This is a genomic window from Pseudomonas sp. 13B_3.2_Bac1 (genome assembly GCF_025466205.1).
Classification (GTDB): Bacteria; Pseudomonadota; Gammaproteobacteria; order Pseudomonadales; family Pseudomonadaceae; genus Aquipseudomonas; species Aquipseudomonas fluorescens_H.
Genome location: NZ_JANLOG010000157.1, coordinates 83,850 through 98,294 on the forward strand (window position 1 = coordinate 83,850; position 14,445 = coordinate 98,294).

Genomic DNA, 14,445 nt, shown 5'->3' on the forward strand with positions numbered 1-14,445 from the left:
AGTATGCCGTGATCGGCCCCCGGCGCGCGATCACTTGCCGCGATTGAGTCGCCGCAGATTGCCGAGCACCGACTCCAGCGCCCGATCGAACAGCAAGGTGTCATCCAGCGCCCGCACCGCGCCACGGCGAAACTCAAGGGCCAGGTCGACGCGACTGCGCTCCAGCACTTTCATCCCGGTACGATCGACAAACACGTATTTGCCGGTGGCTTCGATGATCGCTGCCAGCTTGCAGCGCAGGCTGTGCTCGTCGTCTTCCTGGAACGCGACCCAGTTGCCCAGGCGCAGTTGCTCCACCTGACGCAGCCCGGGGTCGTCATGCGCAAGGCCGCTGGCGTTCAGGCCGACCGCGCCCTCATCGGCGCTGCGCAGGGTAATGTGCTGCGACACCTCCACCAACGCCGGCGCATCCGCCGGCGGCTGCTCGGTTGCAGGTTCAAGCACCCGCACATGCAGCACTTCCAGTTCGCTGAAAAATTCGCTGGTGGCAAACGGATCAAACGCCGAGCTGCTCAGGCCGTCACGCAGTGATTTGAGCAAACCAGGCACCAGCGCCAACAATTGCAGACCGGCATCAGCTTCGTCGTGACGCTGCACGCTCCAGATCAATTGCTCCATGGTTTGCACATCGGCCTGCCACTCAGCCGAGTGATCGCCATGCTTGAGACAGGTCAGCAGCAGCACCTTGCTCCAGGCATCGCGCACGAACGTCACCACCGACGGTGGCAGGACTTTACCCAGCAGCGCCATATTCAACGCCTGCTCGACCCGTTGCCGCGCCAGTTCGGTTTTCGCCCGGCCCTCTTCGGCATCGCGCAAACGCTGCTCCAGCAACTCGCTGCGCCGCCGCTCATCACTGGTGAAGGCGAGGAAGTCGGCGAGCAACTCGGAGAAAATCGCCGGATCGTCGACGAAGTCACTCAGCAGGCGCTGCACCACTTGTTCGATGCGCAGATACAGGCTGTCGCGGGCCTCGCCATTGCAGTCGCCCCACCCCATGGCGGCATCGGCGATTTCGTTGAGCAACCGCCGCGCCGGATGACTGCTGCGGCTGAAGAAGCTTTTGTCGAGTACCGCCACCTTGAGCATCGGGATCTGCAAACGCGCGATCAGCGCCTTGAGCGAATCCGGCAGGTTACGGTCTTCAAGGATGCAGTCGAAGACCATGGCGATCAGGTTGATCACATCTTCATCGGCGCCGTCGACGATGCGCGATTTACCGCTCCTGACGCTGACCCGCGTCAGCAACTGTTCAAGCTGATTGCGCAGATCGAAATCGTCTTGCGCCGCCAGCGCCGGGACGTATTGCTGCAAGTGCGAAAGCAGGCGCAGCAGATCGCGGGTGGTAATCGGTTGCGCAGCTGCACTCGGCTCCAGGGTCGGCGCGACGCTGCCGCGCACATGTAAAAGTAACTCCTGCAACGCCGCAAAGACTTCCTGCACGCCTTCGTCGGCGGGCTCGGGTTCGGCACCTTCTTCATTGTTGATACTGGCCGTCGCGCGCTCGATTGCGCGCCGCGCCGGTGCTGGCTTCAACTCAGGCAAGACGCCGGTGGCAATCAGCAATTGATTGGCTTCAGCGTACAGTTGCTCGGTATCGGCCAGCACGTAGCGCTCGAAAAGTTTGAGCAGGATCAGTTTGACCTTGATCTCCACGCCCAGGTTACGTCCGGCCTGCAGGAAAAACTCGCAGAGCATCGCCGGGCCGAGCGGGTTGTGCTGGTTGTCGAAATCCTTGCCCAGCAACGCGTTAAGCCGCGCGGTCAGTTGATCGAGGGCAAAGCCGTCACGCTTGAGCACGCGGCCGACCATGGTCTCGACCGCCACACTGCGCTCCATGTCATCGGTACGCGGTGCCGAATCCTCGAACATCAGCGTACCGGGCAATGTGGGTGGTGCGGCGTCGTATTGAATCAGCGCGACAAAGGCTTCGAAGAATTGCTCGAGAAAACCGCGCTCGATGTTTTTGCGCTTGAGGCGCAGGTCGCGCATGGCTTCGAAAAAGATGTTCTGTTCGACATCGTTGCGCGCCCGGTCGGCCATCTCGAACAGGGTGTCGTCGGCGTTGTCGAACAACTCCTGCAAACCATGGCGCAGCTGCTGGGCCGCCTTGTCGCGGACCTGAAGCAGAATCACAGGCAGGCGGGCGAGCGGCGAATGATTCGCCTGATCGGTAGCAGCCTTGTGCAAAGGCACTACATTCCCGTCGTTGCGCATCCAAGCCTCCTGAAACGGTGATTCCACTGGTCAGTCAAAACACAATGTCCGGTGGGAGCGAGTTGCACGTCAAAGCTATGACGTCAAATGCAAGGCGGATTATCTTGCAAAACTTGTCCCCGGCGCTATAGCCGTCAGGGTTTCCCCTATGCCTGCAACACCTTTCAGTGACCACGAAAATCGGGCTTTGCTCAAAGAAAATCGACCAGATGCAGTCAGGCACGCGAGTTCTCGCCTTGGGTTGGCTCTCGCCATGCCCCTATAATCGGCGCACTTAGTCTGTGGAGCCCGTTATGCCGAATCTACGTCTCGCCGATTTGACCGCCGAAATCGAAGCCAACGTGCGCCGTGCGTTGCTCGAAGATGTCGGCAGCGGCGACATCACCGCGCAACTGATCCCGGCCGAACGTCTGGCCAAAGCCACCATCATCACTCGCGACGAAGCAGTTATCTGCGGTACGGCGTGGGTCGACACGGTGTTTCGCCAGCTCGATCCGCGGGTCGCGGTGCACTGGCAGGTGCGGGACGGCGAACGGGTCAAACCCAATCAGCCGCTGTTTCATCTGGAAGGCCCGGCCCGTTCGTTGCTGACGGGTGAGCGCAGTGCGCTGAACTTCCTGCAACTGCTGTCCGGCGTGGCCACGCGTGCGCAGTACCTGGCGGACTTCGTGGCGCAGACCCAAGTCAAGCTGCTGGATACCCGCAAGACCCTGCCAGGCCTGCGTCTGGCGCAGAAATACGCCGTGACCTGCGGCGGTTGCCACAACCACCGCATCGGCCTCTACGACGCGTTCCTGATCAAGGAAAACCACATCGCCGCCAGCGGCGGCATCGCGCAGGCCATTGCCGCCGCGCACAAGATCGCGCCGGGCAAACCGGTGGAGGTCGAAGTGGAGAGCCTTGAGGAACTGAAGGAAGCGCTGGCAGCCGGCGCCGATATCATCATGCTCGACGAGTTGAGCCTGGACGACATGCGCGAAGCCGTACGCCTGAACGGCGGCAAGGCCAAACTGGAAGCCAGCGGCGGCATCAACGAAAGCACGCTGCTGCCGATCGCCGAAACCGGCGTGGATTACATCTCGATCGGGGCGATGACCAAGGACGTGAAGGCAGTGGACCTGTCGATGCGTCTGAGCCTCTGAGGCCGTCGCGCAATAAAAAACGCCAGCCTGGTTGAGGCTGGCGTTTTTGTTTCAGACCACCAGATTGTTCATCTCGCAGTACTCGTCCCACTCGACGCCCAACACTTCGGCCGCCTCCTTGTGCAGCTCCAGACGCTTGGCCTCGAACTCTTCAGGGGTGCTGGTGTACTTGAGCGTCAACTCCCACGGCTGCAGACCCTGAGCTTCGGCTTCGTCTTCGAATGCCCACTGGATCTGGTCTTTCTGATCATCAGGACTCAGGTCCTTGATCTCTTCTTTCAGATCCGGCACGTCCAGAATGTATTTTTCCAGCGCTTGTTCGTGACGTTGCTCTTGAGTTAATTCGGTCATGGCGTTCTCGCTGATCGTAAGAATGGAGGATGGATCTGGATCATCAAGGATCTCTCTGACGCGGATTGTCCGGCCTTCGGAACCATTCGGGATCATCTGAAAACTGCTGGGCGATGCTCATGCAGGCATCGAATATAGGACGTTTGCATGACGAATTACACGGCTCTTTACATCTCTCCCACAAAAACTTTGACTTGGAAGACATAAACCGGGGGACTGAGGGGATGGTGCCCGAGACAGGAATCGAACCTGCGACCTTCGCGTTACGAGTGCGCTGCTCTACCGGCTGAGCTACACGGGCGGTGGGCTAAACCTAGCACCGGTCTCGGGTTGCGGCAAATTTGGCGTTGTCTCTACTGATATCATTTGTGGCAGACAAAAAAATGCCCCGCCGTTTTCACGGCGGGGCATTTTTATTGCGCTAAGGCTGTGGGGCGATTAAACGCCCGAAGCCTTGGCTGCTGCCACGTCTTTGATGGACAGCTTGATACGACCGCGGTTGTCCACGTCCAGTACCAGCACTTCCACTTCCTGGCCTTCTTTCAGGATGTCGGTGACTTTCTCTACGCGAGCGTCGCTCAGCATCGAGATGTGCACCAGACCGTCCTTGCCCGGCAGGATGTTGACGAATGCGCCGAAGTCGACGATGCGCTCAACCTTGCCGACGTAGATCTTGCCGATTTCAGCTTCTGCAGTGATGCTCAGAACGCGCTGACGAGCAGCTTCTGCGGCATCCTTGGTTTCGCCGAAGATCTTGATCGAACCGTCGTCTTCGATGTCGATCGAAGCCTTGGTTTCTTCGCAGATCGCACGGATGGTCGCGCCACCTTTACCGATAACGTCACGGATCTTGTCGGTGTCGATCTTCATCGCGATCATGGTCGGAGCGTTGGCCGACAGTTCGGTACGCGACTGGCCAATGATCTGGTTCATCTGGCCGAGGATGTTCAGGCGCGCTTCCAGGGCTTGGCCCAGAGCGATTTCCATGATCTCTTCGGTGATGCCCTTGATCTTGATGTCCATCTGCAGCGCAGTAACGCCTTTGGCGGTACCGGCTACTTTGAAGTCCATGTCGCCCAGGTGGTCTTCGTCACCCAGGATGTCGGTCAGGACGGCGAACTTCTCGCCTTCTTTAACCAGACCCATGGCGATACCGGCAACCGGCGCCTTCATTGGAACACCAGCGTCCATCAGGGCCAGGGAAGCGCCGCAAACGGAAGCCATCGAGCTCGAACCGTTGGATTCGGTGATTTCCGAAACCACACGGATGGTGTACGGGAACACGTCAGCGGCTGGCAGCATGGCCGAAACCGAACGACGGGCCAGACGGCCGTGACCGATTTCACGACGACCAGCGCCACCCATGCGACCACACTCGCCCACCGAGAACGGCGGGAAGTTGTAGTGCAGCATGAACGGGTCTTTTTTCTCGCCTTCCAGGGTGTCCAGCAGCTGCGCGTCACGGGCAGTACCCAGCGTCGCGACTACCAGAGCCTGGGTTTCGCCACGGGTGAACAGCGCCGAACCGTGAGTCTTCGGCAGAACGCCGACTTCGATGTTCAGCGGACGTACGGTGCGGGTGTCGCGACCGTCGATACGTGGCTTGCCGTTAACGATGTTTTCGCGAACGGTGCGGTATTCGATTTCGCCGAAAGCCGCTTTGACGTCAGCAGCCGAAGGCTGGCCTTCTTCGCCGGACAGCTTGGCAACGACCTGGTCTTTCAGCTCGCCCAGACGTGCGTAGCGGTCAGCCTTGACGGTGATGGTGTAAGCCTGGGAGATCGCTTCGCCGAACTCGACACGGATCGCGCCCAGCAGTTCGGTGGCTTCTGGCGCCGGAGCCCAGGTCCAGGTTGGCTTGGCAGCTTCAGCGGCCAGTTCTTTGACGGCGTTGATCACCACCTGGAACTCGTCGTGAGCGAACAGTACCGCGCCCAGCATCTGGTCTTCGGTCAGCTCTTTGGCTTCCGATTCAACCATCAGCACGGCGTCCGCAGTACCGGCAACGACCATGTCCAGGCTCGAAGCAGCTTGCTGCTCGTAGGTCGGGTTCAGCAGGTAGCCGGTGCTTTCGTGGAAAGCTACGCGAGCGGCGCCGATCGGGCCGTCGAACGGAATGCCCGAGATGGCCAGGGCAGCCGAGGTACCGATCATCGCAGCGATGTCCGGATCGGTCTTCTTGCTGGTGGAAACGACGGTGCAGACAACCTGCACTTCGTTCATGAAGCCTTCTGGGAACAGCGGACGGATCGGACGGTCGATCAGTCGGGAAGTCAGGGTTTCTTTCTCGGAAGGACGGCCTTCACGCTTGAAGAACCCGCCAGGGATCTTACCGGCAGCGTAAGTTTTTTCCTGGTAGTGAACGGACAGAGGGAAGAAGCCCTTGCCTGGATCGGCTTGCTTGGCACCGACGACGGTCACCAATACGCTGACGTCGTCGTCAACGGTGACCAATACTGCGCCGGAGGCCTGACGGGCGATACGGCCAGTCTCGAGGGTAACGGTCGACTGACCGAACTGGAATTTTTTGATTACCGGGTTCACGGTGTCCTACCTTCTTTGTGGCTCTTGGGGGAACTGGTTTCTTGCGAAATTCTTGGGCAATGTCGGGAATCGGCCCGCTGACTGTCCGGGTAAAACGGTAGTGCAGATAAAACTTGAGGCTGGGAGCCTGCCAGCCACCAGCGGAAAACCGCTGATGCCTGACAGACAACCAACCTCATAGCGCAATCGCTGATTAGCGACGCAGACCCAGGCGGCCGATCAGAGCGCTGTAACGGCTCAGATCTTTGCCTTTCAGGTAGTCCAGCAGCTTGCGACGCTGGTTTACCATGCGGATCAGACCACGACGGGAGTGGTGGTCTTTACCGTTGGCCTTGAAGTGACCTTGCAGTTTGTTGATGTTGGCGGTCAGCAGTGCAACTTGCACTTCTGGCGAACCAGTATCACCAACAGCTTGCTGGTAGTCGGCAACGATTTGAGCTTTTTCTTGAACGTCGAGAGCCATGAGGCAATCCTTTTATCAGGAAACTGTTTCAAAAACAGTTTCAACAGGCCAGGGACAAATCCCTGTATCTATAAATGAGTAGTGACCGTGCCTGTTAACAGCCACACTCGTTCGGTCATTCTGACCGAATCAGTCGACGCGGCGCGATGCGCCCGTCTTCGCTCACTTCACCGATACCGATGAAGCGACCATTGTGATCCTGTACCCGTACCATGCCGAACTTCGGAGCATCCGGGGCGCGTACCGGCTGGCCGTTGAGCCAGTAGAACGCACTCGCTTCGGAGAAGTGCAGCAGCGGCCAATCCTGCAGGCCGCTGTCCGATGGCATCAGGAAACGGTCGACCGCTTCGTTGCCGCCTTCGGCATGTACCGCTTCCAGCTCTTCGAGGGTCACGGTCTGCGCCAGGGTGAAAGGCCCGGCCTGGGTACGACGCAGTTCCGCGACGTACGCACCACAACCGAGTTGCTCACCGATATCCTCCACCAGGGTGCGGATATAGGTGCCCTTGCTGCAATCCACCGCAAGACGCGCAGTATCGCCTTCGAAGGCCAGCAATTCCAAGCGCGCAATAGTAACAGAACGCGGTTCGCGCTCCACTACTTCGCCTGCACGGGCCAGCTTGTACAGCGGCTGACCGTCACGCTTGAGTGCCGAGTACATCGGCGGTATCTGACTGATTTGCCCACGAAATTTCGGCAGAACCGCTTCGACATCGGCGCGACCAACGGTCACCGGACGCTCCTGCAAAACCTCACCCTCGGCGTCCGCCGTGGTGGTGGTCTTGCCCAGTTGCGCCAGGGTCTCGTAACCCTTGTCGGAATCGAGCAGGTATTGCGAAAACTTCGTTGCCTCGCCAAAGCACAGCGGCAAGACACCGGTGGCCAGCGGGTCGAGACTGCCGGTGTGACCGGCCTTCTCGGCGTTGAGCAACCAGCGAACCTTCTGCAACGCGGCGTTGGAGGTGAACCCCAGCGGCTTGTCGAGCAGGATGATACCGCTGACGTTACGACGGATACGTTTGACCTGAGCCACCGAATTACTCCTTGGTGTCTTCAGGTGCAGCGGCCAGGTGCTGATTGTCCTCAGCCACGGCGCGCTCGATCAGGGCCGACAGATGCGCGCCACGCACGACGCTTTCGTCGTAGTGGAAGTGCAATTGCGGCACACTGCGCAGCTTCATTTCACGGGCCAGCTGCATGCGCAGGAAACCTGCGGCAGCGTTGAGCACCTTGATGCTTTGCGCGATGTCTTCGGCGTTGTCCTGCCCCATCACGGTGATGAAGATCTTCGCGTGACCGACGTCACGGCTGACTTCCACAGCGGTAATGGTGACCAGGCCGACGCGCGGGTCTTTGACTTCACGACGGATCAGTTGGGCCAGCTCACGCTGCATCTGATCGCCGATACGTTGGGTACGGCTGTATTCTTTTGCCATGATTTTGTTACCTGTTACTGCCCCGCGGTGAAACCCGCAAGGTCTGAAAGCGGCAAACGCCCGGCCTGACAAAAGCCAGACCGGGCGTTGCGTTTAGAGTCCTGACGCCGCGGCGCGCATCTGCATGCGGCGGCTCGGCGTGGCCCTTGAAGTGCGCGAGTCAGAGGCTGCGAGCAACCTGAACCTTCTCGAAGACTTCGATCTTGTCACCGACTTTGACGTCGTTGTAGCTCTTCACGCCGATACCGCATTCCATGCCGGCACGTACTTCGGAAGCGTCATCCTTGAAGCGGCGCAGGGATTCCAGCTCGCCTTCGAAGATAACGATGTCTTCACGCAGTACACGGATCGGACGGTTACGGTGCACAACACCTTCGATCACCATGCAACCGGCGATCGCGCCAAACTTCGGCGAACGGAATACGTCGCGCACTTCGGCCACGCCCAGGATGTTCTCGCGAACATCGCTGCCGAGCATGCCGGTCAGGGCTTTCTTGACGTCTTCGATGATGTCGTAGATCACGTTGTAGTAACGCATGTCCAGACCTTCCTGCTCGACGATCTTCCGTGCGCCAGCATCGGCACGCACGTTGAAGCCGAACAGTACAGCGTTGGAAGCCAGTGCCAGGTTGGCGTCGGATTCGGTGATACCACCGACACCGCCACCGACTACGCGCACTTGCACTTCGTCGTTGCCCAGGCCGTTCAGAGCGCCCTGCAAAGCTTCCAGCGAACCACGGACGTCGGATTTGAGGACGATGTTGAGCGTCTTCTTCTCTTCCTGACCCATGTTTTCGAAGATGTTTTCCAGCTTGCCGGCGTGAGCGCGAGCCAGTTTGACTTCGCGGAACTTGCCTTGACGGAACAGAGCCACTTCACGGGCTTTCTTCTCGTCGGCAACCACGCTCATCTCGTCGCCAGCGTCTGGTGTACCGTCAAGACCCAGGATCTCGACCGGAATGGCCGGACCTGCTTCCTTGATCGGCTTGCCGTTCTCGTCGAGCATGGCGCGCACGCGGCCATAGTTCGAGCCGACCAGCACCATGTCGCCTTGACGCAGCGTACCGTCCTGAACCAGCACGGTGGCCACCGGGCCACGGCCCTTGTCCAGACGCGATTCAACGACAACACCACGGCCAGGAGCCGATGGAGTGGCGGTCAGTTCGAGAACTTCGGCCTGCAGCAGAACGGCTTCGAGCAGTTCGTCAACGCCGGTACCCATTTTCGCCGAAACCGGTACGAATGGAGTGTCGCCGCCCCACTCTTCGGAAGTCACGCCGTGAACCGACAGTTCGCTGCGGATGCGATCGAGGTCGGCACCCGGCTTGTCGATCTTGTTCACCGCAACCACCAGAGGAACGCCAGCCGCCTGAGCGTGCTGAACAGCCTCGATGGTTTGCGGCATCACGCCGTCGTCCGCCGCCACCACCAGGATCACGATGTCGGTCGCCTTGGCACCACGGGCACGCATTGCGGTAAACGCAGCGTGACCCGGGGTGTCGAGGAACGTCACCATGCCACGGTCAGTTTCAACGTGGTATGCACCGATGTGCTGGGTAATGCCGCCGGCTTCGCCCGCTGCAACCTTGGCACGACGGATGTAGTCGAGCAGGGAAGTCTTACCGTGGTCAACGTGGCCCATTACGGTCACGACTGGCGCACGGGAAACTGCCTCACCTTCAAACTTCAGGGACTCGGCCAGGGAATCTTCCAGGGCGGTGTCGCTGACCAGGGTCACTTTGTGGCCCAGCTCTTCAGCAACCAGTTGAGCAGTTTCCTGATCGAGTACCTGGTTGATGGTCGCTGGAGTGCCCAGTTTGAACATGAACTTGATGATTTCAGCAGCCTTGACCGACATCTGCTGGGCGAGATCGCCAACAGTGATGGTCTCGCCGATCTTCACTTCACGCACGACAGGACCGGTAGGGTTCTGGAAACCGTGAGCGTTGCGTTTCTTCAGCTTGGCCTTGCCGCGACCACCACGACGGAAGCCATCGCTTTCTTCGTCGGTAGTGCGTGGCGCCACACGTGGAGCCGGCGCCTTTTCTTTGACCGATGCGCGATGCGGAGCGTTTTTGCGCTCGCCATCACCACCACCGCCGCGACGATTGTTATCGTCGGCACGTGGCTTGTCCGGACGACGCTGTTCGTCACGCTTGCGAGTGTCGGCAGTTGGCGCAGCAGCAACCGGCGCGGCTTCGCGCACGGGTTCGGCTACTGGCGCAGGTGCAGCAACAGCTTCGGCAGACGCGGACGGCGCAGCAGCAGGCTGGCGACGCGCTTCTTCTTCAGCGCGCTGCTTGGCTTCTTCTTCAGCCTTCTGACGTGCAGCATTTTCTACTGCGCGACGCTCATCCAGTTCACGCTTGCGCTCGGCTTCGATTTCTTCCGGGCTACGCTGTACGAAAACTTTCTTCTTGCGAACTTCTACGCTGATGCTCTTGCTACCAGCCACACGCAGGGTGCTGGTGGTTTTACGCTGCAGCGTGATCTTGCGTGGTTCTTCCACTTTCGCCTTGTGACTGCTCTTCAAGTGAGTCAGCAGGGATTGCTTCTCACTGTCAGTCACATGTTCTTCGGCGGCGGTGTGCGGCAGACCTGCCTCACGCATCTGCTGCAACAGGCGCTCTACCGGTGTTTTGACCTCATCGGCCAGTTGTTTCACCGTGACTTGCGTCATGCACTTCTCTCCTCAGGCCGCGCCTAATTACTCGAACCAGTGGGCTCGGGCGGCCATGATCAACTTGCCGGCACGATCATCGTCAATGCCGTCGATGTCGAGCAGGTCGTCAATAGACTGCTCGGCCAGGTCTTCGCGGGTAATTACGCCGCGCACCGCCAGTTCCATCGCCAAATCCTTGTCCATACCCTCAAGCGAGAGCAGGTCTTCGGCCGGATGGGCGTCTGCCAGCTTTTCCTCAGTAGCGATGGCTTTGGTCAACAAACGATCCTTGGCACGAGCGCGAAGCTCGTTGACGATATCTTCGTCAAAGCCGTCGATGTTGAGCATTTCTTCCAACGGTACGTAGGCAATCTCTTCCAGGCTGGTGAAGCCTTCATCTACCAGCACCTGAGCCAGTTCTTCGTCGACTTCCAGCTCGTCGATGAAGTTGCGCAGGATGTCGCCGGTTTCTGCTTGCTGCTTAGCCTGGATGTCCGATTCGGTCATCACGTTCAGGGTCCAGCCAGTCAACTGGCTCGCCAGACGCACGTTCTGACCACCCCGACCGATGGCCTGAGCCAGATTGTCTGCGCCAACGGCGATGTCCATTGCATGGGCATCTTCGTCAACGATAATGGCCGCCACTTCTGCCGGCGACATAGCATTGATCACGAACTGCGCCGGGTTATCGTCCCACAGGACGATATCGACACGCTCGCCACCCAACTCGCCCGACACGGCCTGGACGCGCGAACCGCGCATACCGATGCACGCGCCCTGCGGGTCGATGCGCTTGTCCTTGGAACGGACAGCGATCTTGGCACGCGAACCCGGATCACGGGACGCTGCCATTACTTCGATCAGGCCTTCAGCGATTTCCGGCACTTCGATGCGGAACAACTCGATCAGCATTTCCGGCGCGGTGCGCGACAGGATCAGCTGCGGGCCGCGGTTCTCGGTGCGGATTTCCTTGAGCAGTGCACGCAGACGCACACCGACACGGAAGGTTTCGCGAGAAATGATGTCTTCACGGGCCAGCAACGCTTCGGCGTTGTTGCCCAGATCGACGATCACGTTGTCGCGGGTGACTTTCTTCACGGTGCCGGAGATGATTTCTCCCAGGCGCTCGCGATAGGCGTCGACCACTTGAGCGCGCTCGGCTTCACGCACTTTCTGCACAATGACTTGCTTGGCAGTCTGTGCAGCAATGCGGCCGAACTCGATGGATTCGATCTTTTCTTCGACGACGTCGCCGACCTTGGCACCCGGATGCGTTTCGGCAACCTTGCTTGGCCAGGTTTCGATCGCAGGATCGTCGAGGTCATTCTCTTCGACGACTGTCCAGCGACGGAAAGTCTCATAGGAACCGGTGTGGCGATTGATCTCCACACGCAGGTCAACTTCGTCTTCAAAACGCTTTTTGGTAGCAGTGGCCAGAGCCAGCTCCAGCGCTTCAAAAATCACGCTTGCCGGTACGCCCTTTTCATTGGATACCGACTCAACAACCAGCAGTACTTCTTTGCTCATCGTACGCCTCGCCTTTCGCAAGCCATTGGATCCGCGGGATCCGCGTCTCAGTCAAAACTGGGAATAATGTTGGCCTTGTCGATCATATCGATCGGCAACAGGAACTCATGGTCTTCTACCTGCACCACGACGTCCTGTTCTTCTACACCGCGCAGAAGGCCCTGAAAGTTGCGTCGACCTTCGAAAGGCGAGCGCAGCTTGATCTTCACTTGTTCACCGGCAAATTTTGCAAACTGCTCAAGAGTGAACAGTGGGCGTTCCATGCCAGGCGAGGAAACTTCGAGGGTGTATTCAACGGAGATCGGATCTTCAACATCCAGGACACCGCTGATCTGACGGCTGACAATGGCGCAATCGTCCACCAGCACGCCACCCTCTTTATCGATATAAACACGCAACATCGAGTGACGACCTTGAGCCGAAAACTCGATACCCCAGCATTCATAGCCTAGGGCCACGACCACCGGGGCCAACAAGGCCTGCAACTCTTCTAGCTTGCTCGACACCTGAACCCCCTCGTGCATGTAAATGCATGCGCTGCAAAATAAAAAAATGGGCGAAACGCCCATCCTTGAAACGCCGTCGAACAGCGGCGCAGAAAGTATCCAGCTAACAAAAAGCCCCTGAAAAGGGGCTCCTTAAACTGGTTGCGGGGGCCGGATTTGAACCGACGACCTTCGGGTTATGAGCCCGACGAGCTACCAGACTGCTCCACCCCGCGACAAAGCTGGGGCGGAAGTATACGACCGATCCCTTATAGGGTCAATGTAACCTTCCACCTGCAAGAAAGCCCGCAACAGCGGGCTCTCCTGACTAATTGGTACCGAGAAGGGGACTCGAACCCCTACACCCTATGGGCACAACCACCTCAAGGTTGCGTGTCTACCAATTCCACCACCTCGGCAAAACTACGTTTGAAACCCTTCTTACTTCTGCTCTTGAGCTGGAGGTACGTCAGTCGCTGGAGTAGCCGACTTTTGCTCTTGAAGCACCGGGACATCATCAGAAGCCGGTTTTTGTTGCTTAGGTACTTCCAACACTGCTGGATCTGGCAAACCTGCTTGAGTCAGCTGATGAGCTTTCTCTTTAGCAAAGTAACCTAACCCCAGGCTGGTTATGAAGAAACCGGCGGCAAGTATAGCAGTAAACTTACTAAGAAAGGTAGAGGAACCTTGGCTTCCGAACACAGTATTTGAAGCACCTGCTCCGAAAGACGCGCCAGCGTCCGCACCCTTACCCTGCTGCAGCAAAACCAGAGCAACTACGCCCAATGCACCCAGCAGATGAAAAACGACTACGACTGTTTCCAGCATTTTTTCAGTTTCCCGCGGCGCGACAAATCGCACCGAACTCATCTGCATTCAGGGAAGCTCCACCAATGAGCCCCCCATCGATATCCGGCATGCCGAACAGTTCGACCGCATTGGCCGCCTTCACGCTGCCGCCGTATAGAAGCCGCACACCTCGTGCGACTTCAGAATTCTCTGCCGCCAACTGCTCGCGAATGGCTTTGTGCACATCCTGAGCCTGTTGCGGCGTTGCAGTCAGTCCGGTACCAATGGCCCAGACAGGCTCGTAAGCAATAACTGCATTGGCAAAGGCACCTACACCCAGCTCCTCGATGATGCTGCCCAGCTGACGCCCGACAACCTCAAGAGTTTTTCCGGCTTCGCGCTGCTCGAGGGTCTCCCCTACACACAACACCGGAATCAAGCCACATGCCTGTGCCGCTGCGAACTTGCGATTCAGCATCCCGTCTCGCTCGCCCATTATCTGGCGGCGTTCGGAGTGCCCGACAAGCACCAGGGAACAACCTGCATCCACCAACTGACTCGGTGCAATTTCACCGGTCAATGCACCTTGCATGGATTCCACCGCAGAATTCTGCGCACCGACCGAAATCGATTTACCTTTCAAGCCATCAATCACTTGATTGATATGCAAGCAAGGCGGGAATACCGCGACATCAACACCGCTTGGCAAGGCCAGATGACGAAGGCCGTTGATCAGCTCAGCGACGCTGGCGCGGGTACCGTGCATCTTCCAGTTACCAGCTACCATAGGGCGACGCATGCTGTACCTCGTCGGTCAAAGTGGGCGCAG

Annotated in this window: 12 protein-coding genes and 3 tRNA genes; 1 reads left to right on the forward strand and 14 read right to left on the reverse strand. The window is 58.7% G+C overall.

The window, feature by feature from the left end; translation table 11 throughout:
- Positions 1-30: 30 nt before the first annotated feature.
- Positions 31-2,217 carry a DUF1631 domain-containing protein gene (locus NTD85_RS27070; protein ID WP_262143700.1) on the reverse strand — a complete coding sequence of 729 codons (2,187 nt, stop codon included), beginning with the start codon at positions 2,215-2,217 and terminating at the stop codon, positions 31-33.
- A gap of 293 nt (positions 2,218-2,510) precedes the next feature.
- Between NTD85_RS27070 and nadC the strand changes: the two genes are divergently transcribed.
- A complete protein-coding gene (gene nadC / locus NTD85_RS27075) occupies positions 2,511-3,359 on the forward strand; it encodes a carboxylating nicotinate-nucleotide diphosphorylase (protein WP_003221558.1) in 849 nt (282 codons plus the stop codon).
- 51 nt (positions 3,360-3,410) lie between these two features.
- Here nadC and NTD85_RS27080 read toward each other — a convergent pair whose 3' ends face one another.
- The 13 genes from NTD85_RS27080 to tpiA all read right to left on the reverse strand — a co-directional run bounded on the left by NTD85_RS27080 (position 3,411) and on the right by tpiA (position 14,415).
- The gene (locus NTD85_RS27080) at positions 3,411-3,710 is read right to left on the reverse strand and encodes a DUF6388 family protein (protein ID WP_003221556.1); all 300 of its coding nucleotides are present in this window, start codon (positions 3,708-3,710) and stop codon (positions 3,411-3,413) included.
- A gap of 225 nt (positions 3,711-3,935) precedes the next feature.
- Positions 3,936-4,011, reverse strand: a tRNA-Thr gene (locus tag NTD85_RS27085).
- 137 nt (positions 4,012-4,148) lie between these two features.
- Positions 4,149-6,254 (reverse strand): polyribonucleotide nucleotidyltransferase, encoded by a 2,106-nt coding sequence (gene pnp / locus NTD85_RS27090; RefSeq protein ID WP_262143701.1) that lies wholly within the window; start codon positions 6,252-6,254, stop codon positions 4,149-4,151.
- Between the two features lie 193 nt (positions 6,255-6,447).
- Positions 6,448-6,717: a 30S ribosomal protein S15 gene (rpsO, locus tag NTD85_RS27095; RefSeq protein ID WP_003221553.1), complete on the reverse strand. Its 270-nt coding sequence runs from the start codon at positions 6,715-6,717 to the stop codon at positions 6,448-6,450.
- A gap of 115 nt (positions 6,718-6,832) precedes the next feature.
- Complete coding sequence (truB, locus tag NTD85_RS27100; RefSeq protein WP_024011571.1) at positions 6,833-7,750, reverse strand: tRNA pseudouridine(55) synthase TruB; 918 nt, start codon at positions 7,748-7,750, stop codon at positions 6,833-6,835.
- A 4-nt stretch (positions 7,751-7,754) separates the two neighbouring features.
- The gene (gene rbfA / locus NTD85_RS27105) at positions 7,755-8,153 is read right to left on the reverse strand and encodes a 30S ribosome-binding factor RbfA (RefSeq protein WP_003221549.1); all 399 of its coding nucleotides are present in this window, start codon (positions 8,151-8,153) and stop codon (positions 7,755-7,757) included.
- A 160-nt stretch (positions 8,154-8,313) separates the two neighbouring features.
- On the reverse strand, positions 8,314-10,833 hold the full coding sequence (infB, locus tag NTD85_RS27110) for a translation initiation factor IF-2 (protein WP_262143702.1): 2,520 nt from the start codon (positions 10,831-10,833) through the stop codon (positions 8,314-8,316).
- Between the two features lie 27 nt (positions 10,834-10,860).
- The gene (nusA, locus tag NTD85_RS27115) at positions 10,861-12,342 is read right to left on the reverse strand and encodes a transcription termination factor NusA (RefSeq protein WP_003221546.1); all 1,482 of its coding nucleotides are present in this window, start codon (positions 12,340-12,342) and stop codon (positions 10,861-10,863) included.
- 47 nt (positions 12,343-12,389) lie between these two features.
- Positions 12,390-12,848, reverse strand: a complete 459-nt coding sequence (rimP, locus tag NTD85_RS27120; protein ID WP_007973115.1) for a ribosome maturation factor RimP — start codon at positions 12,846-12,848, stop codon at positions 12,390-12,392.
- 138 nt (positions 12,849-12,986) lie between these two features.
- Positions 12,987-13,063: transfer RNA gene (locus NTD85_RS27125), tRNA-Met, on the reverse strand.
- Positions 13,064-13,160: 97 nt separating this feature from the next.
- Positions 13,161-13,246 (reverse strand) — tRNA-Leu (locus NTD85_RS27130).
- A gap of 22 nt (positions 13,247-13,268) precedes the next feature.
- The gene (secG, locus tag NTD85_RS27135) at positions 13,269-13,655 is read right to left on the reverse strand and encodes a preprotein translocase subunit SecG (protein WP_045122288.1); all 387 of its coding nucleotides are present in this window, start codon (positions 13,653-13,655) and stop codon (positions 13,269-13,271) included.
- Between the two features lie 4 nt (positions 13,656-13,659).
- The gene (gene tpiA / locus NTD85_RS27140; RefSeq protein ID WP_003221542.1) at positions 13,660-14,415 is read right to left on the reverse strand and encodes a triose-phosphate isomerase; all 756 of its coding nucleotides are present in this window, start codon (positions 14,413-14,415) and stop codon (positions 13,660-13,662) included.
- Positions 14,416-14,445: the final 30 nt, after the last annotated feature.